The sequence below is a fragment of the Haloterrigena turkmenica DSM 5511 genome (assembly GCF_000025325.1).
Classification (GTDB): Archaea; Halobacteriota; Halobacteria; order Halobacteriales; family Natrialbaceae; genus Haloterrigena; species Haloterrigena turkmenica.
This window is the reverse complement of sequence record NC_013743.1, coordinates 666064-686505: the sequence shown is the minus strand read 5'-3', so window position 1 is coordinate 686505 and position 20442 is coordinate 666064. Positions and strand designations below refer to the sequence as shown.

Sequence of the window (20442 nt, the reverse complement as noted above, 5' to 3'; positions counted from 1 at the left end):
TTTTGCGTTCGGAGACGACCCCATTAGTCGCCGGTAGCCGCCTCGTCCCCGGTCGGTTGCACCAACTCCGTGTCGGCGCGCGGAATCTCGAGCGTGACGACGGTGCCTCGCGGCTCGTTCGCGTCGAAGGACAGCTGGCCGCCGGCCTGCGTGACGACGAGGTTGACGAGCCAGAGGCCGAGCCCGCTGGCGTGGCGCAGTTGCGTGATCTCCCGGTCGCCCTGGAGTAGCTCCCGCTCCTCGTCGGGCATTCCGGGCCCGTCGTCGGCGACCGACAGCGAGAGCATTCCGTCGTCGCTCCGGTCGCAGACCGACACCTCGATCGTCGGCGCCGTCCCGTCGTGGTGTTCGACGGCGTTCTCGAGCACCTGGTAGAGCGCCGTCTCCAGCGAGGCGTCGATCCGGACGAACAGCCGGTCGGGGACCGAACGGGAGACGGTGACGCCGGGATAGTCGGACTCGAGGCGGTCGACGGTTTCCGCGATCGTCTGGGCGACGTCGGTCGGCCCCGTCGTCGTCGGCTCGCGGTCCAGGACGCGCTCGACGGTGCGGGTCTTCTCGGCGAGCGAGACGAGTTCGCTAGCCCGCTCCTGAATGGTAGTCGCGTACTCGATATCGTCGTCGTCAACGGCGTCGGCGAGCATCTCGGCGCAGCCGTCGATGATGTTCATACCGTTTCGCATGTCGTGGCGCAGGACGCGGTTCAGGATCTCGACGCGCTTCTGCCGTTGTTTCCGGTCGGTGACGTCGGTGTAGAGGCCGAACGTGTGGTCGGTCGACTCGCCGCGGTCGACCGGAACGACGCGCATCATGAAATCGCGCAATCCGTCGGCGGTCCGCCGCTTGACCTCGGTCTCGACGGTCTCGCCGTTGCCGCCGCGGCGGGTGATCGTTTCCGCCTCCGCGGTCCTGTTGGGCGGGACGATGATTTGATCGAGGGACTGATCGACGACCGCCGACTCCTCGTAGCCGAACGTTCGTTCGAACGCCGGGTTGACCGCCTCGACGATCGCGTCGTCGGCCGTCTGGCGCGCGCTGACGACGGCGTCGGGGACGTTCTCGAACAGTGCCGCGAACCGGTCGCGTTCCGCCCGCAACTGCTCCTCGAACGCGAGTCGATCGAGCGCGTCGGTGACGTGTGACAACAGGAGCTCCGCCAGCTCCTCGTCCTCCCGACTGAACGAGTCGACCGTCTTCGAGACCGTCTGAAACACGCCCCGGTCGCCGATCGGGACGGACAGCACCGAGCGCAGCGTGCCGTCGACCGGCGCGGCGTCGGGCGCCGTCCGGAGGTCGTCGATCCGGTAGGTCCCCCCTGTTCGATACGTCTTGCTGGCGATCCCCTCGTCGATCCCCATCCGCCGGTCGAACTCGGCGTCGAGTTTCGAGGAGAGAGCCACCGTGACGAGGTGTTCGCCCTCGAGACGCTTGACGACGCAGACGTCGAAGTTCAGGACGTCTTCGGCCGCCTCGACGGTGCAGTCGTAGATCTCCTGTCGACTCCGACAGTTCTCGAGGCGAGAGGCGATCTCGTGAAGACGCTCGATCTTCGCCTTCCGTTTGACCAGCTCTCGCTCCATCCGCTTGCGTTCGCTGATATCGCGAGCGATGCCGGCCGAGCCCACGATCTCGCCGTCCGAGCGCAACAGGGCCATGTTGACCTCGGCCGGGGTGCGTTCGCCGTCGCGCCCCACCAGCGTGACCTCGTAGGTCGCAATACGTCGATCGTTCGAGCGGAGACGGCGAATGTGGCGCTGTCCGCGCTCGACGCTCTCGTCGGTGAGGACCGTCGAGATGTGCTCGCCGACGAGAGCGTCGCGACCGTAGTCACACGTCTTCGCCATCGTGTCGTTGACGGTGACGAACCGGCCCTCGGCATCGAGCTGGTAGACGCAGTCACCGACCGTCTCGACGATCGTCTGGGTCCGCTCGAGTTCCCGTTCGCGGGCGGCGCGGTCGAGCGCGGCTTCGGCCGTCGCGGCGAGGACGTGCACGAGGTGGATTTCGGCGGGATCGAGGTCGGCGTCGCCGACCGATGCCACCGTCAGCACCCCGTGGTCACCCAGCGGCTGGAAAACGGTCGTGCCGACATCGACCCCGACATCGTAGGGGAGCCGCTCGGTCCAGGCGTCTTCGACGATAGCCGGTTCGCCGTCCTCGTAGGACTGCCAGAGTATCCCGTCGCCCGGCCCGAGAGCGGCGATCTCGCCCGAGACCTCGTCGAGCGTCTCGCTGACTGCGGCGGGTTCGAGCGTCTCGCGATCCTCGTCGTGGAACCGGACCGTCGCGAGGGGGCGGTCGATGACGTGGTCGGTCGCATCGGTGACGATCCGCGCGATCTCGTCGGCCGACTCGGCGCGCATCAGCTCGCGGGTCGTCCCCTGCAGCGCCTCGAGGGCGTTCGCGCGCTTGCGTTCAGCGGTGACGTCCTGAACGAACGAGAGGACGCTGACGACCGCGCCGTCGTCGTCGGTCAGCGGCGTGTTGAGCCACTCGCAGGTGATCGTCGACCCGTCCTTGCGAACGTTCTCGTTGGTCCGCCACGCGGAGTTTCCGTCGAACTCCCCGTCGAGTAGGTGTTCCCAGTGCTTGCGGATCTCGTCCCGAATGTCGGCGGGAACGATCAGTTCGGTCGCGGCCCGACCGTGGGCCTCTGACGCCGTGTAGCCGAACAGCTCCGTCGCCGCCGGATTCCAGCTCACAGCGTCGAACTCGAGGGACCACTCGATCATGGCGAACGGCGATTGGTCGATCAGCGACTCGAGTTGACTCGAGAGCGCGGTCGCCGAATCGGACGCGGAGGAGTCGACAGTCGGCGTCTCGGTCCCGTCGTCCGCGAGGAGCGCGTCGAGACGGCTCGCGAGCGTGTCGACACCGTCGGCGCGGGGAACGTAGCCGTCAGCGCCGGCGGCGACGACCGCGCCGGCCAGCGACTCGCTGCCGTCGGCCGGAAAGACGATCACGGGAAGGTCGGACCACTGGTCCCGGAGCCGGCGACAGCACTCGACCGGATCGGCGTCGGGCGAGCCGTCGCCGACGACGACGCAGTCGGCATTCGAGAGAACGGCCTGACGCTCCGCGATAGCGTCGACGGTCGTAACTCGACCGACGCGTTCGCGCAGTTCTCGGACGGTCCCGTCGGCGGCGGGACAGACGTAGACGACCCCCGTTTCAGATCCCATGCGCTCGTCCCCTCCAGTTGGATATACCGGCTTCAACGAACTGCCATGTCATTACTGTTCGACTCGACTCAAAAATTGAGTCGTGGCGCGGTCGGCACTCCGACGGGGAAGGCGAATGGGTGATTAATGGGGTCCAGCGGACGTCTACGCCTCCGTTTCGGCCAGTTCGAAGCCGCGGAGGATCCCCTGTCCGTCCGTCGGACCGACGTCGGGCAGCGTCGCCCGCTCGGGGTGGGGCATCAACACGGCGACGCTCTCGCGCTCGCCGAGGACGCCCGCGACGTTGTGTTTCGAGCCGTTCGGATTGACCTCGGGCCCGGTCTCGCCGTTCTCGTTGCAGTAGCGAAAGAGGACGCGACCCTCGTCCTCGAGTTCGTCGAGGCGGTCGTCGTCGATCTCGTAGCGTCCCTCGCCGTGGGCGATGGGCACCTCGATGACGTCGCCCTCGTCGTAGGCGGCGGTCCAGGGCGTGTCCGCCCGCTCGACGCGAAGGTAGACGTGTTCACACTGGAAGCGGGCGCTCTCGTTGGTGGTAAAGGCGCCCTCGGTGAGGCCCGATTCGCAGCCGATCTGGGCGCCGTTGCAGACGCCGAGGACGGGTGTCCCCTCGGCCGCGGCCTCGCGGACCTCGGCCATGATCGGCGAGCGCGCGGCCATCGCACCCGCACGCAGGTAGTCCCCGTAGGAGAACCCGCCCGGCAGGACGATCCCCGAGGTGTCGGCCGGCAGGCCGTCCTCGTGCCAGACGATCTCGGCGTCGATATCGAGGTGCTCGAGGGCGCGCTCGGCGTCCCGGTCGCAGTTCGAGCCGCCGAAGCGAACGATGGAAACCGTCATCTACCGCTCGTCGACCTCCACGTCGTAGTCGTGGATGGTCGGGTTCGCCAGCAGCCGTTCTGCCATCTCGTCTGCGCGCTCGCGGGCGCTCTCGGCCGATTCGGCCTCGAGATCGACCTCGAAGCGGTCCGCCGAACGCAGGTCCTCGAGGTCGAAGCCCAGCCGCTCTAAGGCCTGCTGGGTCGTCTCTGCCTCGGGATCGAGGACGCCGTGTTTGAGCCGAACGGTCACCGTCGCGGTGTAGGCGGTCATTACCTGTACCCCCGTATCCGTGCTCAAAAACGCTTTCGTCTTGAATTCGTAATACACGTTCGTGGATACTCCCCGGTCGGACGAGACCGAGAGCGAGTCCGCGGGGTTTCGTCTCGGCAGTAACCGACCGTCGAGAGCCGATGCAGCCGTCGGTTTTCCCCGACCGGTCGGGCGCGGCGGAGAGGGACCGGGCGGGGACGTGTCGGTGCGCCTGTCAGTAGTATTCTCAGAACTAACCACGGAAAGCAGGACTTTTGACGACCCATCCGTTGACTCCATACTGATGACTATACTTTCGCTCGAGCGGAGGTGGCCCCGATGACGACCGATATCACTGAAATCACCGTGATCGGAGACGACGACACGGGATTGGTCGCCAACGTGACCAGCCTCCTGTTCGAGCGCGGAATCAACATCGAGGACCTCGATCAGGCGGTCCGCGACGGCGTCTTCCGGATGTATCTCGCCGTCGATACCTCTGAGATGGTCTGTACCCAGGAGACGCTCCGCGAGGATCTCCGCAAACTGGGCGACGACCTCGGACTCGACGTTCAGGTTCGGTTCCCCGCCGACCGCGAGACTCAGCAGATCGCCGTTCTCGGCACGAAGGAGAGCCACTGTCTCGAGGCCATCTTCGAGGCGTGGGCCAACGACGAGCTCGGCGCCGACATCGGCGTCGTCATCGGCAACCACGACGACCTCCAGCCGCTGGCCGAACACTACGACGTCCCTTTCCACGACATCGGCGACGAGAAGGGCCAGCAAAACGAGGACGAACTGCTCGACCTGCTCGCCGAGTACGACGTCGACCTGATCGTGCTCGCGCGGTACATGCGCATCCTCTCGCCCAACGTGGTCTTCCGCTACGAGGACCGCATCATCAACGTCCACCCCTCTCTGCTGCCCGCGTTCCCCGGGGCCGAAGCGTACCGTCAGGCTCTCGAGGAGGGCGTCCGCGTCGCGGGCGTCACCGCCCACTACGTGACGACCGATCTGGATCAGGGGCCGATCATCACCCAGCGCGCGTTCGACGTCCCCGACGACGCCGACATCGAGGAGATGAAACGCCGCGGCCAGCCCCTCGAAGCCGACGCCCTACTCGAGGCGGTCAAACTCCACCTCAACGGCGACGTCTCGGTCCACCGCGGTCGGACCTCGGTCCGGGAGAACGAGAGCGAGTACCAGCTCGGCCTCCCCGAGGAGATCGACGAGGTCACGCCGGACCGACCGGTCGACGGCATCGGCGACGTCGTCGCGAAGGAACAGTAACGAGTCGGATCGGCCGGGAGTAGACGGGAAGTTCCCACACCCCGTCCGTCCGCAGTCCGATTTCGGTTCTCGAGTCCGCGAAGTTCAAGTTCGTTCTCGAGTCCGCGAACTACGACTCCCAGCTCTCGAGGCAGTCGCCGCTACAGAAGTGTTTGTAGACCGTCTCGCCGTCCTCGACGGCGGTCACGACGCGGTAGTTAGCAGACGATGCAACGGTGTCGCCACACACGCGGCACTCCTGTGAGTCCTCGTCCGTCGAATCAGCCATTAGGTGACTGAAGGGACAAGACCCACTTGAACGCACCTATCGCGGCTGATACGGCCACCGGCCGATAGATCCGCCCGTTGAAGCCATCTGACGGCGAAAACCCGCTCAGAGCTGCTCGGGGTCGACCGTCACATCCTCGAACAGCGGGTGGAGATCGTCGTCGAGTTGGGACTTGAGGTCTCGGACCTCGCCCTCCGTGAGCGCAGCGGCGACGGCGTCGGTAACTGCCTCGGCGAACTGCTCGGCGTCGTCGGGCTCGACATCGGTATCGCTTTCGGCGTCGCCGGCGCGCTCGCTCGCGTCCGTCAGCGTCGACGCGTATCCCTCGAGGAGGTACTCGGCGACGTCTTCGGCCTGCCCGCTCGAGAGCGTCTCGCCGAGGGTCTCGAGAGCGTGGCGCCACGCGCCACGGAGACAGCGACCGGTGAGCGAAGCGAACCGGGAGCGGTCGCTTTCGCGATCGGTTCCACTTCGTCGATCTCGCTGGACTGCGCGACGCGGTCGTGGAAGTCGGATTCGTCCGTCTCGGTCACCACCGATCGCTAGTGACGCGGTCCCCGCCACTACCGGCGTTGCCATCGATTGCAAGCGCGGGCTACGATTGTCAAAATCAAGGAGTAACGGGTTCGAAATGCGGCTTCCGGCGACAGTAGGCTTATCGCGGTCTCCGTCGTAGTTTCGTGTGGTATGTCACAGCAAGACGAGCGGGAAGTCCGAGAGGAACTGTCCGTCGATCGGTACACGCTCGGCCTCGTCGGGCCCGATCAGGAGTGGGCCGGAACCGTCGCGGACGGGGGGACGATAAAGACGTACACGCCGCCGGGCTGCTGGGGGCCCATGGTGACACCCGAGTTCCGCGGCGGCCACGAGGTCACGCGCCCGATCCGCGTCGAGGGCGCGGAGGTCGGCGACGCCGTCGCGCTCCATATCCGGGACGTCGAGGTGACGAGTATGGCCACGAGCACGGGCTCGATGGCCGAGCGGGAGGACGCGTTCTACGACGATCCGTTCGTCGATCACCGCTGTCCGGAGTGCGGCACCGAGTGGCCGGAGACGGTCGTCGAGGGAACCGGCGAGGAGGCGATCAAATGTGCGGAGTGCGGCGCGAACGCCTCCTCGTTTGGCTTCGAGTACGGCTATACGGTCGCGTTCGACGACGACCACACCGTCGGGATCACGCTCGACGAGGACGCCGCCCACGAACTCGCCGAGAACGCCGACGAGGTGATGGACATCCCCGAGAACTCCCGCCAACACCCCATCCTGCTGTACGAGCCCGGCGAGATGCCCGGCACGCTGGGGCGGCTGCGCCCGTTCATCGGGAACGTCGGGACGACGCCGCCGATCACGATGCCCGACTCGCACAACGCGGGCGACTTCGGCCAGTACCTCATCGGCGCCGAGCACGACTACGGCGTCGAGAGCGAAGACGAACTCGAGGCCCGCACGGACGGCCACATGGACATTCCGCAGGTCCGGCCGGGCGCGACGCTACTCTGTCCCGTCAAGGTCGACGGCGCCGGCGTCTACGTCGGCGACCTCCACGCGAACCAGGGCGACGGCGAACTCTCCCTGCATACGACCGACGTGAGCGGGACCGTCACGATGGACGTGGAGGTCATCGAGGACCTCGAACTCGATGGGCCCGTCCTGCTGCCGCCCGAGGAAGACCTGCCCTTTATCAGCAAACCCTACAGCGACGAGGAGCGCGAAGCGGGAGCGGAACTCGGCGCCGAACACGGCGTCGATATCGAAGACGACATGGGCCCGATTCAGGTGATCGGTTCCGGCGCGACGGTCAACGACGCCACGCAGAACGCCTTCGACCGCGCCACGAAGCTGCTGGACATGAGCGAAGGCGAGATCCGCTCGCGGTGTACGTTCACCGGCGGCGTCCAGATCGGGCGGCTGCCGGGCGTGGTACAGCTCGATATGCTCGCGCCGCTGGACGTACTCGAGGAGCGGGGCATGGCGCATCTAGTGCGTGATCAGTACGGACTGTAGGCGAGAAACGGCTCGGTGGTCGTACTGCGGTGGCGCGCGCTGAATCGGGGTGAGTCACTGACAAACCCCGATTCGATATCGTGCGAGGGATGAGCGAGGGAACGGAGTGACCGAGCGAATCGGTTGGGGAGGGTGTGGCCTCCCTAGTTGCCACGTGAGCAGTGTCTCGATCGCCCAATTGTCCGAATCATAGCGGACCGTCTCGAGAACCGCCCTGAACGGCGGGCATCAGCGTCAGCGACGCGTCGGCCGAGATCGGGTCCTTGAGGGCCGCGCGCTCGCCGTCGACTGTCACCCTGACGCTCGGCCGCACCGTCTCACCGTCGTAGAGCTGTGACTCCGCTCGCGGATAGGCGTCGACGAACGCCGCGATGGCGTCCGCGACGGTGCCGCCCGCCCACTCGAGCGAGACCGTCTTCTCGCCGGTCGCGCTCCGGAGCGGCCCGTAGACCGTGATCTCGGTTTCCATACTCCCCTTTCAGCGACGGAAAACATATAGAACGTGACGCGGGTCGTTGTTCGTCTGGTCGCGAAAATCGAAATCGAATCGGTCGTCAGTCGTCGCTGGGTTCGGTGCCGGTCGCGTTCGTCGCCGCCGCCTCTTCCCGGCCGGACCAGTCCGAGGAGAACGCCGACGCGAGCGTGAAGTAGAGCATCACGAGGACGAACAGCCCCAGTACGGCGCTCGCGACGGTACCGATCCCGGCCGTGAGGTTGAACAGGACAATACCCGCTGCGATTCCGCTGGCGGTGAGAGACATTTGCGCTCGCTCGAATGTGTTTCGGCCCCCAATATGAGGGTTACTTCTCAGAACTCGAGTGCGGATTGCTATCACAGCCCTCACTTCGCCGGCAGCGGTCTCCGCTCGACGAGTCGGTCGTCGATCCGAGAACGGCCGGCCAGTCGCAGTCCGCCCAGACTAGAGCCGCCTGACAGCGCCGATCGCACTCGAGAGCGGCGGCGCGTCGAACAGTTCCCGGCCGGTGTAGGCGTTGGCGCCGGCGCAGTAGAGGTCGCGAGCGGTCTCGATGACGCTCTCGTCGAGCGGTTCGGGCTTCTCGTCACAGAGCGACTTCCAGTCGGCGACATCGGTCCGTTTGGCCTCGGCCTTGGCCTCGTCGACGGCCTGAACCCAGTCGGGCTGGGTGCGCTTGTGGTACTGCCGAAGAACCTCCTTCGAGAGCTGAGTGCCCTCGTAGCTGAAGCGGTTCTCGTCGAACGTGCCGACGACGTCGCCCACGCGGATCTCGCCGTCGTAGTAGAGGCACTCGATCTTGCCGTCCTCGTGGGTCAGTCCGGCCGACTCGGCCTGCTCGGTGACGATTCGGTTGACCTCGCGGGCGAGGGACTCGAGCTCCTCGATGTCGGCTCGGCCGGCGATCTCGTCGGCCTCGGCGCGGTCGAGCTGGCGGTCGCTCTCCTCGTACTTCGTCGTGAACTCGACGATCGGCTCCTCGAGGTCGACAGCCTCGTCGGGCCACTCGTCGAACGCGAGGCCGTGGTCTGCGGGCTCGGTCCGGTGGCGCAGGCTCGAGCCGACGGGAACGCGGTTCCGGAAGACGATCTCCAGCGGGACGAGGTAATTCGATCCCGCGGCTTCGTGGTAGCTGTCGTAATCGTATTCCCGGCCCTCGTGGGGGAGGTCGGGGACCTGCGTGAGGTCGATGGCCATCTCCCAGGGCGGGCTCGAGGCGTCCTCGAGCGGGACGACCTCGCCCGACTCGACGACTCCGCGGTAGTGGGTCGGGACGCCCTCGGACTCGAGCAGTTCGAAGTTAAAGGCGCCCATCGTACAGAGGCTGGCGCCCTTATCGGGGATGCGATCGGGCATCTGGCCCCAGTCGAAGACGGAGTAGGCGTCGGTGAAGACGAACGACCCTGCGCCGAGTTCCTCGGCGTTCGCTTCCTCCTCGATCCGGAACTCCTTGACACTCGTCACGTGAGACACCTCCGATGGTTCCGAACGTGGTGTTTGAGCAGCTCTGCTGCGAGAGCAGTCATGCGAGACACCTCAGGACGTGTCCGCCGCCGCAGTTCATATCCCAGTTGCCGTGGCCGGCCCCTAAGAAGGTTTCAGTATCGCGCAGCAACCCCCGGTCAGAGGAACGCGGCGTCGAACCGGCGTCCGGATCGACCACCGAGACCTCGTTCACTCGCCGTCGACGGTCTCGAGCAGCTCCTCCGCGTCCCGCTGCAGCGATTCCTCGAGGACCTCGTCCTCGACGAGATGTCGAAGGGCCGAATCGCACTGGGGCGTCGCCAGCGCCTCGAGCGCCTGCCGTCGGTACCGGTCGGCGATGGGCTCCGTGCGGACGATATCCGCGAGTTCGTCGCACTCGTTGGCCGTCTTCAGTTCGCGGATCGCACCCGCGCGCTTCGCTTCGTCGGCCCCCTCGTCGAGGGCGAGGTCGGTGCACTCCTCCGGCGTCCGTGAGCTCATAGACGATCGTTCGCGGCCACCGCCGATAACTCCGGGACCTGCGTTCGACGGACGGACCGCGGGACCGTCCGACGACTGACCGGAGGACTGACGCGACACCGGTCCGTCCGCGAGTCGACAAATTTTCGCGCTCTTCCCGTCCGTATCGGTGCAAAACTTCGACACGGCTGGCGCTCCTTCGACGCGTATGGAAATGGATCACATTCGTCGCGGCGACGGCGAGCCACTGCTCCTCGTTCACGGGCTCGGCGGAAGCTGGCGGACGTGGACGCCGGTTCTCGACGGGCTGGCCGCCGAGCGCGAGGTGATCGCCGTGGATCTCCCCGGCCACGGCGAGACGCCGCCGCTGTCCGGCGAGGTTTCGATCGACACCCTCGCCGACGCCGTCGCGTCGTTTCTGGAAACGCACGATCTCGAGAGGGTCGACGTCGTCGGGAACTCGATGGGCGGACGGCTCGTCCTCGAACTCGCGCGTCGAGGCGACGTCGGCGCGACCGTCGCGCTCGATCCCGGCGGGTTCTGGACGGGCTGGGAACGGTACTTCTTCTACGCGACGCTCGCCCCGTCGATCCGTCTCGTCCGCTCGCTGCAGCCCGTGATGGATCGACTCGTGAGCAGCGCCGCGGGTCGCACCCTGCTCCTGGCGCAGCTCTCGGCGCGACCCTGGGACCTCCCGGCCGACGTCGCCCGCGAAGAGATGCGGACCTTCGCCGAGTCGCCGTCGTTCGACGAACTGTTGCGGCGGTTGGCCTTCGGACCCGGTCAGCCGGGAACGGAGTCGACGCCGGGACCGGTCGTGATCGGCTGGGGTCGTAAGGATCGGGTCACCCTCCCGCGACAGGCCAAGCGCGCCGCGAACCGATTCCCCAACGCGCGACTCTACTGGTTCGAAGGCAGCGGACACTACCCGCACTGGGACGCCCCCGAGGAGGCCACGCGGGTGATCCTCTCCGCCACGGCCCGCGAGGCGTTCGACGAGTCGTGAGGGAAGCGATCCATCATCCTTTTCTCACTGTACCGGCATTGATACGCCGATGGAGCGACCGGTGACCGAGGCCGACCTCACGTTCGACCACGTCCCCCAGACCGACCAGTCCTTCGAGAACGCACTCGAGAAGGCGCGCGACGGCGACCGGCTAACGGTCGACGACGCCATCGAGCTGTTCACGACGGGAACCGACAGCGAGGGCATCGACCAGCGGCGCAAGGAGCGAGTTCTCGAGGCCGCCGATCGCCGGCGCGCCGAGGACGTCGGCGAGGAGGTCACCTTCGTCGCCAACCTGAACAACAACGTCACGACCGCGTGTAACGTGGGCTGTCTGTTCTGTAACTTCAAGGACGCCGCCCACACCTTCGAGCGCGACGCCGAGGTCGAGACCGCCGGCTTCACAAAGACGCCCGACGAGTCCCGCGAAATCGTCGCCGACGCCGTGGAACGGGGCATCTACGAGGTCACCTCGGTCTCCGGTCTCCACCCCGCATTCGCGCTCGACGCGGAGCACCGCGAGATCCTCGAGGCCCACCCCGAGCCAAAGGAGATCAACTACAAGCCGCCCGAACGCTACGTCACGAGCCCCGGCACCTACGTCGACCAGATTTCGGCGATGAGCGTCGACGGCGTCCACGTCCACTCGATGACCCCCGAGGAGGCCTACCACGCCCGCCGCGGGACCGACTGGTCCTACGAGGAGGTCTTCCGACGGCTGAAAGACGCCGGCCTCGACACCGTGCCCGGGACGGCCGCCGAGATCCTCGTCGAGGAGGTCCGCGACGTCATCTGTCCCGGCAAGATCGGCACCGAGGAGTGGCTCGAGGCGATGGAGGCCGCCGCCGACGTCGGCCTCGGAATGACGGCGACGATCATGTACGGCCACGTCGAGAACGAGGCACACCGCGCGCTACACTTGAAACGGATCCGCGATCTGCAGGACCGAACGGGGAACATCACCGAGTTCGTCCCCCTCTCCTTTATCCACCAGAACACGCCGCTGTTCGAACACGACGTGGTCTCGAGCGGCGCGAGCATCGACGAGGACGAACTGATGATCGCCGTCTCGCGGCTCTTCCTCGACAACGTCGACCACGTCCAGTCCTCGTGGGTCAAGTACGGCGACGAACAGGGGCTGAAGATGCTCTCCTGCGGCGCCGACGACTACATGGGGACGATCCTCTCCGAGGAGATCACGACCCGCGCCGGCGGCGAGCACGGCGAGTTCCGCTCGTTCGAGGACTACGTCGAGATGATCTCCTCGATCGGCCGCGTCCCGGTCGAGCGATCGACCGATTACGAGACGCGACGGGTCATCGACTCCGAGGACCCGCCGTTCGGTCCGCAACTCGGGCCGAAGGCCGACGGCACGCCGCTGCTCACCGCGGACGAACGCGCCGAGCGGGCGCTACCGGCCGACGACTGAGTCGTTCAGTCCGGTGGCGAACGGCGGCCTCGACTTCGAGGGAACCGAGACCCACAGTCCACCACACCAGTCGGCGACGAGAGGGATCGTTTCAACGCCGGCGCCGAAAGGGACCCAGCACCGAGCCGTGCCCGATGTGTGCGAGCGCGATCGTCTACGCGGGACTCGGCCGGGTCGTCTACAGCGTTTCCGTCGACTCGCTCGCGAAACTCAGAGGCGACGGCGTGATCGAGATCCCCTGCGAGGAGGTCGTCGACCGGGCCGATGGCTCGACGACAGTAGCGGGTCCAATCCTCGAGGAAGAAGGGATAGCGGTCCACGAGGAGTTCTTCTAGCGCGGTGCGGACGTCGACTCGAGTACCGTGTGATAGCACTCGCCGCCGGCAGCGAGCGCGAACGGCGCGGGCCGGCGCGGTTACGACCCGTCCGGCCGCAGTCGAACCTCGAGGACGCCGTTGTTGAACCATACCTTCGTTGCCTCGACCGACCGCCAGGGCGGATCGATGCGTTCGAGGGCGGTTCCCGCCACGCCGATTACCAGTTCGTTCGTCCGGGGATCGATCCCGATGGAGAGATCGTCCCTGCTCGCATCAGGAATATCGGCGGTGACGACGAACTCCCCGTCTTCGCGTCGGGTGTCGACGAGGTATCCGTCGGACGGCGACGTGCGCCGGCGCCTCTTTCGGGGCCGATTCGTGTCGTGGTCAACCGGCTGGCTCGGTTCGCTCACGGATCGCCCCGATGAGTCGTCGTCCACGGACGACCAGTCGGTGGTCTCTTCCGACGGCGGCGGGGAGTCGGTGACGGTGACTTCGACCAGATGTCCGAGGAGATCCCTCAACGGCCGTAACCCGGCATCGAGGTGGAAGCCGCTCGGATCCGTTTCTTCGTCGTCGGATCGGGACGGGGGAGGGTCGTCCTCGTCCCCGTTCTCGTCCGACCGTTCTTCGCTCATCGGGAATCACCCCTCACGTTCCGACTGTCGATCAGCATTGACATGGTATGACACACCATGGTGGACCATAGCGCCCAGTTCACTATAAGCTATCCGGCACAACTCGGATGAACGGTTACTGCAAGCGATCGTTACTCGTCGGGTTCCTGACGGAGTACGCGCCGGTAGCGCTCCCCGGCCTCGTCGTCGGCCTCGAGTGCCTCCCGAATCGTCGGTGAGATCCACTCGCGGTCTACGTTCGGATCTCGCCCGTCGTTCGCATACGCAGTTCCGTCGGCGGCCACGCCGTCGAACCCGTCCGTGCGCAGATCCGCGGGCAGGAATCGCTCGTAGACCGGCAGCCGTTCGCCCAGCGGTAGCTCGGCGGACGCGGCGATCTCCTCGAGTTCGCGCAGCGCTGGCCACTCGTACTCGGGGTTGATGTGGTCGTCCGTCACGGGCGATACCCCGCCCAGGTCGTCGACGCCGCAGTCGATTAGCTCTTCGGCGCGTGCGAGGTTCGGCGGCACCTGGACCGAGACCTCCTCGGGAAGGGCGACGCGGGCCATCGCCGTGACGTGGCGCATCGTCGCGAGGTCGGGCGACCCCTCCGACCAGCGCTCGTTGTCGACGACCGGCTGGACGATCACTTCCTGGATGTGGTCGTAGCGGTCGTGCAGTTCGCGGATCGCGAGCAGGCTCTCGGCCCGATCGCGCCACGATTCGCCGATGCCGACGAGGATCCCGGTCGTGAAAGCGACGTCCAGTTTCCCGGCGTTCTCGATGGTCCGCAGGCGCTGACCCGGCTCCTTGCTGCGCGGGCCGCCGTGGGCGCGGACCTCGGCGGTCGTCTCGAGCATCACGCCCATGCTGGCGTTGACGTCGGCGACCTCGGCCAGCTGCTCGCGGGTCTGATCGCCCGGGTTGGCGTGGGGGAGCAGCCCCTCTTCGAGGGCGACCTCGCAGGCCTCGCGGAGGTACTCGTGGATGGAGTCGTGGCCCCACTCCTCGAGTTGCGCGTGGATCTCGGTGTAGCGCTCGTCGGGGTCGTCGCCGAAGGTAAACAGCGCCTCGGTACAGCCCGCGTCGGCCCCTCGTTGGCAGATTTCGCGAATCTCCTCGAGAGAGAGCAGCGAGGCCTGTCCCGGCGGATCGAAGTAGGTACAGTAGGTACAGGTGTAGCGGCAGGCCGTCGTCAGCGGCACGAAGACGTTTCGCGAGAAGGTCAGCGCGGGCGGCGCGTCGACGTCGGCGGGCGTGACCTCGAGGAGGTCCTCGACCGCCGCGTCGTCGACCGCGATGTCGACGCCGTACTCGCTCGCCCCGGGGAACATTACCTCCGAATCCCGGCGCTCGATACATAAGCCCTTCACTTCCGGACGGCTCGCCGAGCGCGGTGGAGGAGGTCGGCCGATCACAGTCGCAGGCGGCGATAAGGGCGGCAACCGATTGTATTACGTCAGTGGTCCGGCAAAGGGGGATCCGTATGCTCGATATCGCACTTCACACCGGTACAGAACATCCCGACCTCCTGTGGATCCTCGTTCCCAGCCTCCTGACGTTTATCTCGGGGCTCGGCCTCGGCGCGTACTCGGATCGGATCCGAGCGTGGTCCCGTCCCGAAGCCGACCCGGCGACCGAGTGAGGCCTCTCAGCCGTCCGATTTCGAGTTCACACGCATCGACGAGTGACAACGCCGTCCGTCGACAGCGCTACTTCGGCCGGGACTCTTCGAGTCGCGCGACGGTCACGCGACCGTCGGTTCGCTCGAGTTCGAACCCGAACTCGCGGAGCCGGGCGGGCGCGCGGTCGGTCTCGGTCCCGTGGACGAGCACCTCGACGAGGTCCGCGGGCTCGTCGATGTCGGTCCCCAGCCGGAACGAATCGACCGTCTCGAGGGTCGCCCCGACGTCGTGGGCGATCTCGCGGTGATCGAGGTAGGACGCGCCGTGGTAGTCGACCCGAAACTCGGGGTGGTCGACGACGAGCGCGTTCGTCCCGGCGCCCCGACCCGGGACGACCGCGACGTCGGCCGCGGCGGAAAACAGCGCCTCGAGCGCGTCGGCGGTCGCCAGCGCGAGGTCGGCCATGACGACGGCCACGGGGTCGATATGGGTGCCGTCGTCACCGCCGTCGCCGCGCTCGGGCAGCCGCGCGTTGACCGCCTCGGTGAGCGGTCGGTCGTCGACCGCGACCGAGCCCGCGTCTCGAACGGCGGCCTCGAGGTCGAGCGTCTCGAGGTCGAGCGGCGCCGTCGCGAGGACCGTCGGCTCGTGGCCCGCCTCGACGACCGCGGTCAGGACGTCCGCGAGCATCGCGCGTGCGAACGCCGTCCGCTCCGCGGGCGTGAGGACGTCGGCGAGCCGGGTCTTCGGCTCCGTCGCGGCGAACGGGACGACGACCTGCATCGATCGACGCTAGTCCCGACGGGGGCAAAAGCACGTCGAACTCGGACTCGAGTTCGGGTTCGGGTACACTAACGGGCCACGCCCCCGTCGTGCCCCCCGACACGAGTGCGGTCGCTGGCGCCGTCGGGTGTCGAAAGAAAAGCGAGCCTAGAACAGCGGCTCGAGTTCGTCCTCGTCGTCCTCGACGAGTTCCTCTAGGTTCTCTTCGCTTTCCTGCTGGATGTCGTCGATGTTATCCTGGGCCTCGATGGCGACCTGCTGGAGGCGCTTGATCCGCGGGACGTTCGTCACGCCCGAAAGCAGGATTGCTGCGGCGACCTCCGGCTCCTCGCGGGGGTAGTCGCCGCCGCGGACTTCCATGCTGCCGGTTTCCTCCTCGAGCCACTTCCGCCCGCGTTCGATGCCTTTCCGGTTGAGATACTCCGAGGGGCCGGCGAGCACGAGCAGCGCGCGCTCGGTGCCTTCGATCTCACACGGCAGGGTCAGTCGTCCGAGCGCGGCCTTGCGGACGAGGCTCGTGATGCGGTTGGTCGTGTTCGCGGCGTCGAGATTGTCGTCGCCGCCGGCGTCGCCGGTAAACCGGGAGAGCAGACCCCCGCCGGTGTTGAGATCGACCTCCTCGCTGGCGAAGCCGACCGTGGAGACGCCGCCGCCCGAGAGCGTGTTGATGATCTCGGAGGAGTCGACCACGGATTCGGCCACCTCCTGACCGTCGCCGACCTCGCCGGCGCCGAAGAGGATGCCGAACCGTCGAACGATCTCCTCGTTGATCTGCTCGTAGCCGCCTTCGACCGACTCGCCGGTCTGTCGCCACGAGTCGTTGTCGAAGACCATGAGGTTGTCCACCTCGCGGACGAACGTCTGGAACGACCGGGCCGCGTTGAGCGTGTAGATTCCGCCTTCGTCCGTGCCCGGCAGGACGCCGAGCCCGTAGACGGGGATCGTATAGATCCGCTTGAGATGCTTCGCGAGCACCGGCGCACCGCCGGATCCGGTCCCGCCGCCCATCCCGGCGACGACCAGAAACGCGTCGACCTCGTGGGTCGGAATCGCGTCGATGGCGTTTTGCACCTCGTCGATGTCTTCCTCGGCGACTTCCGCGCCGAGCTCGTTGTCTGCACCCACGCCGTGGCCCTTTACCCGGGCCTGGCCGATGAGTACTCGATTCTCCTGTGGTATATTCTTCAGGCCCATGAGGTCCGCTTTCGCGGAGTTAACGGCAATCGCCGCACGGACGATTCCGCTACCCGTCCGATCGTCGTAATCGAGGAATCGATCGACGATCTTGCCACCGGCCTGTCCGAATCCGATCATCGCCAGCTTCATAGTTTGTCAGGGGGCTCCGTTGAATTGGTACAGAGTGATCAAGGACATAAGTCTTTTGTTGAACTGAATTTCTCGTCTCCTTTGGAGTTCGCGAAAATCGCAAGCAGGCGTCGGTCTCGTCTGCGCACTTTCACGAGAGAAACGCATCGTGAACGATGAAGCGACTGTGTTTTATATTAAATGTTTGGGCCGACTGGTCCAGCCGTAAATCAGGGGGACAATCGCCGGTCGGCGATCCCGACTCGGGCGCGGATCACGGCGACGGTCGGGACGGCTTCCGTCGACCGGCCGCGTCAACGCCGAGATACGATCCGAGCGTCGTCAGTTCGTCTTCGGAGACGCCAAACGCGGAGACGTCGTTGGAGACGACGGTGTTGCTCATCTCGAGCGACCGCGCCTGATCCGCGCCAAACGGGAGGAACGGGACGGGATCGATCGCGGAGAGGCCGAGTTTCGCCAGCGACATGGGGATCGAGACGATGGAGACGGATTTCCCCTCAGCCGCGTAGGACAGTTCGGTCGCATCCGCGAGCGTGACGATCTGCGGGCCGGCGATCTCGTAGGTCTCGCCGACGTGGGTACCGTCCGCAAGGGCGTCGGCGAGCATCGGAACCAGATCGCCGACCCAGATCGGCTGGAACCGCGTCTTCCCGCCGCCGGGAAGCCCCGTCACGTACGGCGTCGTCAGCCGTTTCGTGAACTCGAGGAACTCGGCGCCGTCGCCGAAGACCACGGAGGGGCGGACGATCGTCCACGCGAGGTGTGAGTCCCTGACGACGGCCTCGGCCTCACCTTTGGTACGGAGAAACTCGGTGTCGGCGTCCGGATCCGCCCCAAGCCCGCTTATCTGGACGAACCGATCGACGTCGCCGTCTTCGGCCGCCCGGACAAGGTTTGCCGTGCCTCCGAGGTGGACCCGCTCGTGGGCGTCCTCGTCCGGGGGCTGGTACAGCGGCGAGAGAGAGACGAGGTTGACGACGGCGTCGTGGTCCGCAACCGTCTCGGCAATCGAGTCGTAGGCGCTGACGTCGCCCGTGGCTCGCTCGACGCCGGCAGGAAGGTCGGCGTCGCTGGGATTGCGTGACAGCGCCGTCACCTCGTGACCACGGTCGTTGAGTTCCGTACAGAGATTCGTGCCGATGAAACCGGTACCGCCGGCGACGAGGATCTTCATACCCGAGAGATGACGACGCAGCGATAAATAGTTGGTCGCCTCCGTGGTTTGGCGGTCGGTCTCGATGGATTGTAATAGCCCACCCGACGACGTGGGAGTATGCTGGTCACGCTCGAGGGACTGGACGGAAGCGGCAAGACGACGGTCTGGGAGGCCCTGCAGGAGCGGTATCCGGACGCAGTCTTCACGCGGGAACCCACGAACGACTCCTGGTACGGCGACGCGGTCTATCGCTCGATCCGCGACGACGACGCCGACTCCCTGGCGGAACTGTTCCTCTACACGGCCGACCACGCCGACCACCTCTCGCGGGTGATCGAACCCGCCCTCGAGGCCGGCGACCTCGTGCTCTCCGATCGGTACTCCGACTCCCGATTCGCCTACCAGGGGGCGACCCTCGAGGCGTCCGACCGCCTCGCCGTCGACGACCACCTCGAGTACGTGGTCGACGTCCACGAACCGTTCTCGATCCCGCCGGACCTGACGATCTATCTCGACGTCGATCCCGAGACGGCCGCCGAGCGCGCGGGCGCGACGAACAAGTTCGAACGCGTCGACTACCTCGAGTCGGTCCGGGACAACTACGAGCGACTCCTCGAGCGCGAGCCCGACCGGTTCGTCCGCATCGACGCGACCCAGGAGCCGGACGCGGTGCTCGAAGCGGTGTTAGGGACTCTCGAGTCGGCGCTTGAGGGGTCCGGCCTCGAGTCGGCCTGAGTCGACCGAACTGTCACAGTAGATTGGAGCGCAGTTTCGTTCTTCAGAACTATCTGTGAGCTCGCGGTAAGTACAGGTAAGCGGTTACCGGAGCATTCATTCATTTCTCAGGAGGATATCAAAATGGTATGCTGAATATGGCGGATGTCTGCAGTAAACTTCTGCACAAGAAATTACTCGAGACGATTCGATTACTTCCTCAGTAATGGATACGGCGATCAGAGCAGTACTCGAAGAGGCGTTCCCGGGACGGGAAGTAGATGCCGTCTCCGAGATGATCGGATCGGGTCACCCGGGTAACCAAACCGTCCGAGTCCGATTTACGGACGACGGCCAAATCTTCCTGAAAGTTCGCGTTGATGGCGACACTCAGCGGAACGAACGGGAAGTCGCCGCCATCCAATACGCCCGCTCTCACTGCGAGGTTCGCGTGCCATCGGTGATAGCAGCGGATTCGATGTTTAGTCCCCCCTACCTCGCCACGGAGCCGCTTGACGGAACCCCCATAATTGAGGACTGGGAGGAAGAGAGCCAACGCGAGGCGGTAGCCCTCGATATCGGCCGTACAGTGGCGGGAATCACCACTGCACGGTTCGATACCCACGGGTGGATCACTGGCGGCAGTGGGAGCCAGCTCGACTACGAACCCGGGGAGTGGAACGCGGTTCTCGCCGACGCAATCGAACGCGACGCGACAGAGGTGGAGTACCCAGAGCGATTCAAGGACGTACCCAGCCGCGTAACGGATCTGATAAGAGATAGCGCGGACATCCTCAATGATGCGTCATCTACTCTCGTCCACCACGATGTCCATCCTGACAACGTCTTCCGAAATCACCGGCCGGGGGTTATCGATTGGGAGTGGACACTCATCGGCGATCCGGGTCTCTGTCTCTGCTGGGGTGAGGAATGGATTGCAGATCGCGCAGACGTAACTGGGAGCGATAAGAAACGTCTTCGGACGGCGGTACGGGAGGGATATCGGGAACACGCCGGAGAACTCCCGAGAGGATTTGACAGACGGCGACCGATTTATCAAGTCGTGACGTTCCTCCCGAAAGCGAGGACGTTCGATCTATGGGCACTCGACGCCCCAGAAGGAACAGAGAACCTTGCCGAATGGGTTCGGAACGAACTCGATGACCGAGTCGCGGCGGCCGAGGATGTCGCGACTGGGACGTAGAAACGATTCCAGTTCGAACGTAGGATTTTCAAT

At 65.9% G+C, this 20442-nt stretch carries 21 protein-coding genes and 1 pseudogene; 8 read left to right on the top strand and 14 right to left on the bottom strand.

Going from position 1 to position 20442, the window contains the following annotated elements; all coding sequences use genetic code 11:
- Positions 1–23: 23 nt before the first annotated feature.
- The 3 genes from HTUR_RS03290 to purS form a co-directional block, all read right to left on the bottom strand.
- Positions 24–3182 carry a PAS domain S-box protein gene (locus tag HTUR_RS03290; protein ID WP_012941875.1) on the bottom strand — a complete coding sequence of 1053 codons (3159 nt, stop codon included), beginning with the start codon at positions 3180–3182 and terminating at the stop codon, positions 24–26.
- Positions 3183–3326: 144 nt separating this feature from the next.
- Positions 3327–4019 (bottom strand): phosphoribosylformylglycinamidine synthase I, encoded by a 693-nt coding sequence (purQ, locus tag HTUR_RS03285; RefSeq protein WP_012941874.1) that lies wholly within the window; start codon positions 4017–4019, stop codon positions 3327–3329.
- On the bottom strand, positions 4020–4271 hold the full coding sequence (gene purS, locus HTUR_RS03280) for a phosphoribosylformylglycinamidine synthase subunit PurS (RefSeq protein ID WP_012941873.1): 252 nt from the start codon (positions 4269–4271) through the stop codon (positions 4020–4022).
- Positions 4272–4589: 318 nt separating this feature from the next.
- On the opposite strand from purS, the gene HTUR_RS03275 reads away from it, so the two are divergent.
- Positions 4590–5540 (top strand): formyltetrahydrofolate deformylase, encoded by a 951-nt coding sequence (locus tag HTUR_RS03275; protein ID WP_012941872.1) that lies wholly within the window; start codon positions 4590–4592, stop codon positions 5538–5540.
- A gap of 109 nt (positions 5541–5649) precedes the next feature.
- On the opposite strand, the gene HTUR_RS27205 is transcribed toward HTUR_RS03275, so the two are convergent.
- Positions 5650–5808, bottom strand: coding sequence for a DUF7576 family protein (locus tag HTUR_RS27205; RefSeq protein WP_012941871.1), 159 nt, complete (start codon positions 5806–5808; stop codon positions 5650–5652).
- A gap of 105 nt (positions 5809–5913) precedes the next feature.
- The gene (locus tag HTUR_RS03270; RefSeq protein WP_012941870.1) at positions 5914–6387 is read right to left on the bottom strand and encodes a DUF2267 domain-containing protein; all 474 of its coding nucleotides are present in this window, start codon (positions 6385–6387) and stop codon (positions 5914–5916) included.
- A gap of 108 nt (positions 6388–6495) precedes the next feature.
- Here HTUR_RS03270 and HTUR_RS03265 point away from each other — a divergent pair, with 108 nt between their 5' ends.
- Positions 6496–7812: an acetamidase/formamidase family protein gene (locus HTUR_RS03265; protein ID WP_012941869.1), complete on the top strand. Its 1317-nt coding sequence runs from the start codon at positions 6496–6498 to the stop codon at positions 7810–7812.
- Between the two features lie 187 nt (positions 7813–7999).
- Here HTUR_RS03265 and HTUR_RS03260 read toward each other — a convergent pair whose 3' ends face one another.
- The 4 genes from HTUR_RS03260 to HTUR_RS03245 all read right to left on the bottom strand — a co-directional run bounded on the left by HTUR_RS03260 (position 8000) and on the right by HTUR_RS03245 (position 10253).
- Positions 8000–8281 (bottom strand): MoaD/ThiS family protein, encoded by a 282-nt coding sequence (locus tag HTUR_RS03260; RefSeq protein WP_012941868.1) that lies wholly within the window; start codon positions 8279–8281, stop codon positions 8000–8002.
- A gap of 85 nt (positions 8282–8366) precedes the next feature.
- Entirely contained in the window at positions 8367–8573 is a 207-nt protein-coding gene (locus HTUR_RS03255) for a hypothetical protein (RefSeq protein WP_012941867.1), read from the bottom strand.
- A gap of 159 nt (positions 8574–8732) precedes the next feature.
- The gene (locus HTUR_RS03250) at positions 8733–9752 is read right to left on the bottom strand and encodes a phosphoribosylaminoimidazolesuccinocarboxamide synthase (RefSeq protein ID WP_012941866.1); all 1020 of its coding nucleotides are present in this window, start codon (positions 9750–9752) and stop codon (positions 8733–8735) included.
- Between the two features lie 210 nt (positions 9753–9962).
- Positions 9963–10253, bottom strand: coding sequence for a hypothetical protein (locus HTUR_RS03245; protein ID WP_012941865.1), 291 nt, complete (start codon positions 10251–10253; stop codon positions 9963–9965).
- A 187-nt stretch (positions 10254–10440) separates the two neighbouring features.
- On the opposite strand from HTUR_RS03245, the gene HTUR_RS03240 reads away from it, so the two are divergent.
- From HTUR_RS03240 to HTUR_RS03230, 3 genes and pseudogenes are all read left to right on the top strand, one after another.
- Complete coding sequence (locus HTUR_RS03240) at positions 10441–11238, top strand: alpha/beta fold hydrolase (RefSeq protein ID WP_012941864.1); 798 nt, start codon at positions 10441–10443, stop codon at positions 11236–11238.
- A 49-nt stretch (positions 11239–11287) separates the two neighbouring features.
- Entirely contained in the window at positions 11288–12667 is a 1380-nt protein-coding gene (cofH, locus tag HTUR_RS03235) for a 7,8-didemethyl-8-hydroxy-5-deazariboflavin synthase subunit CofH (RefSeq protein WP_012941863.1), read from the top strand.
- Positions 12668–12783: 116 nt separating this feature from the next.
- A pseudogene (locus HTUR_RS03230) lies at positions 12784–13002 on the top strand (nucleoside deaminase); the annotation flags it as partial.
- A gap of 80 nt (positions 13003–13082) precedes the next feature.
- Here HTUR_RS03230 and HTUR_RS25400 read toward each other — a convergent pair.
- Both HTUR_RS25400 and cofG read right to left on the bottom strand, forming a co-directional pair.
- Positions 13083–13622, bottom strand: coding sequence for an Hsp20/alpha crystallin family protein (locus tag HTUR_RS25400; protein ID WP_012941862.1), 540 nt, complete (start codon positions 13620–13622; stop codon positions 13083–13085).
- A gap of 131 nt (positions 13623–13753) precedes the next feature.
- Entirely contained in the window at positions 13754–14935 is a 1182-nt protein-coding gene (gene cofG / locus HTUR_RS03220) for a 7,8-didemethyl-8-hydroxy-5-deazariboflavin synthase subunit CofG (protein WP_012941861.1), read from the bottom strand.
- Between the two features lie 152 nt (positions 14936–15087).
- Between cofG and HTUR_RS27200 the strand changes: the two genes are divergently transcribed.
- Entirely contained in the window at positions 15088–15246 is a 159-nt protein-coding gene (locus tag HTUR_RS27200; protein ID WP_012941860.1) for a hypothetical protein, read from the top strand.
- A gap of 67 nt (positions 15247–15313) precedes the next feature.
- Here HTUR_RS27200 and cofC read toward each other — a convergent pair whose 3' ends face one another.
- The 3 genes from cofC to HTUR_RS03205 all read right to left on the bottom strand — a co-directional run bounded on the left by cofC (position 15314) and on the right by HTUR_RS03205 (position 18509).
- Complete coding sequence (cofC, locus tag HTUR_RS03215) at positions 15314–16009, bottom strand: 2-phospho-L-lactate guanylyltransferase (RefSeq protein ID WP_012941859.1); 696 nt, start codon at positions 16007–16009, stop codon at positions 15314–15316.
- Between the two features lie 147 nt (positions 16010–16156).
- Entirely contained in the window at positions 16157–17335 is a 1179-nt protein-coding gene (locus HTUR_RS03210; RefSeq protein ID WP_012941858.1) for a tubulin/FtsZ family protein, read from the bottom strand.
- 253 nt (positions 17336–17588) lie between these two features.
- Positions 17589–18509 (bottom strand): complex I NDUFA9 subunit family protein, encoded by a 921-nt coding sequence (locus HTUR_RS03205; protein WP_012941857.1) that lies wholly within the window; start codon positions 18507–18509, stop codon positions 17589–17591.
- Between the two features lie 99 nt (positions 18510–18608).
- Here HTUR_RS03205 and tmk point away from each other — a divergent pair, with 99 nt between their 5' ends.
- On the top strand, positions 18609–19226 hold the full coding sequence (gene tmk / locus HTUR_RS03200) for a dTMP kinase (RefSeq protein WP_012941856.1): 618 nt from the start codon (positions 18609–18611) through the stop codon (positions 19224–19226).
- A 205-nt stretch (positions 19227–19431) separates the two neighbouring features.
- Positions 19432–20409 carry a phosphotransferase family protein gene (locus HTUR_RS03195; protein WP_012941855.1) on the top strand — a complete coding sequence of 326 codons (978 nt, stop codon included), beginning with the start codon at positions 19432–19434 and terminating at the stop codon, positions 20407–20409.
- The last annotated feature ends 33 nt before the right edge of the window (positions 20410–20442 follow it).

What these genes read in the sequence shown, in the direction of transcription:
- cofG (WP_012941861.1), bottom strand. Translation starts at nt 14,935, where the DNA reads ATGTTCCCCGGGGCGAGCGAGTACGGCGTCGACATCGCGGTCGACGAC.
- HTUR_RS03245 (WP_012941865.1), bottom strand. Translation starts at nt 10,253, where the DNA reads ATGAGCTCACGGACGCCGGAGGAGTGCACCGACCTCGCCCTCGACGAG.
- HTUR_RS03290 (WP_012941875.1), bottom strand. Translation starts at nt 3,182, where the DNA reads ATGGGATCTGAAACGGGGGTCGTCTACGTCTGTCCCGCCGCCGACGGG.
- HTUR_RS03210 (WP_012941858.1), bottom strand. Translation starts at nt 17,335, where the DNA reads ATGAAGCTGGCGATGATCGGATTCGGACAGGCCGGTGGCAAGATCGTC.
- cofH (WP_012941863.1), top strand. Translation starts at nt 11,288, where the DNA reads ATGGAGCGACCGGTGACCGAGGCCGACCTCACGTTCGACCACGTCCCC.
- HTUR_RS03265 (WP_012941869.1), top strand. Translation starts at nt 6,496, where the DNA reads ATGTCACAGCAAGACGAGCGGGAAGTCCGAGAGGAACTGTCCGTCGAT.
- HTUR_RS03270 (WP_012941870.1), bottom strand. Translation starts at nt 6,387, where the DNA reads ATGGCAACGCCGGTAGTGGCGGGGACCGCGTCACTAGCGATCGGTGGT.
- HTUR_RS03195 (WP_012941855.1), top strand. Translation starts at nt 19,432, where the DNA reads ATGGATACGGCGATCAGAGCAGTACTCGAAGAGGCGTTCCCGGGACGG.
- purQ (WP_012941874.1), bottom strand. Translation starts at nt 4,019, where the DNA reads ATGACGGTTTCCATCGTTCGCTTCGGCGGCTCGAACTGCGACCGGGAC.
- tmk (WP_012941856.1), top strand. Translation starts at nt 18,609, where the DNA reads ATGCTGGTCACGCTCGAGGGACTGGACGGAAGCGGCAAGACGACGGTC.
- HTUR_RS03240 (WP_012941864.1), top strand. Translation starts at nt 10,441, where the DNA reads ATGGAAATGGATCACATTCGTCGCGGCGACGGCGAGCCACTGCTCCTC.
- HTUR_RS27205 (WP_012941871.1), bottom strand. Translation starts at nt 5,808, where the DNA reads ATGGCTGATTCGACGGACGAGGACTCACAGGAGTGCCGCGTGTGTGGC.
- cofC (WP_012941859.1), bottom strand. Translation starts at nt 16,009, where the DNA reads ATGCAGGTCGTCGTCCCGTTCGCCGCGACGGAGCCGAAGACCCGGCTC.
- HTUR_RS03205 (WP_012941857.1), bottom strand. Translation starts at nt 18,509, where the DNA reads ATGAAGATCCTCGTCGCCGGCGGTACCGGTTTCATCGGCACGAATCTC.
- HTUR_RS25400 (WP_012941862.1), bottom strand. Translation starts at nt 13,622, where the DNA reads ATGAGCGAAGAACGGTCGGACGAGAACGGGGACGAGGACGACCCTCCC.
- purS (WP_012941873.1), bottom strand. Translation starts at nt 4,271, where the DNA reads ATGACCGCCTACACCGCGACGGTGACCGTTCGGCTCAAACACGGCGTC.
- HTUR_RS27200 (WP_012941860.1), top strand. Translation starts at nt 15,088, where the DNA reads ATGCTCGATATCGCACTTCACACCGGTACAGAACATCCCGACCTCCTG.
- HTUR_RS03255 (WP_012941867.1), bottom strand. Translation starts at nt 8,573, where the DNA reads ATGTCTCTCACCGCCAGCGGAATCGCAGCGGGTATTGTCCTGTTCAAC.
- HTUR_RS03260 (WP_012941868.1), bottom strand. Translation starts at nt 8,281, where the DNA reads ATGGAAACCGAGATCACGGTCTACGGGCCGCTCCGGAGCGCGACCGGC.
- HTUR_RS03275 (WP_012941872.1), top strand. Translation starts at nt 4,590, where the DNA reads ATGACGACCGATATCACTGAAATCACCGTGATCGGAGACGACGACACG.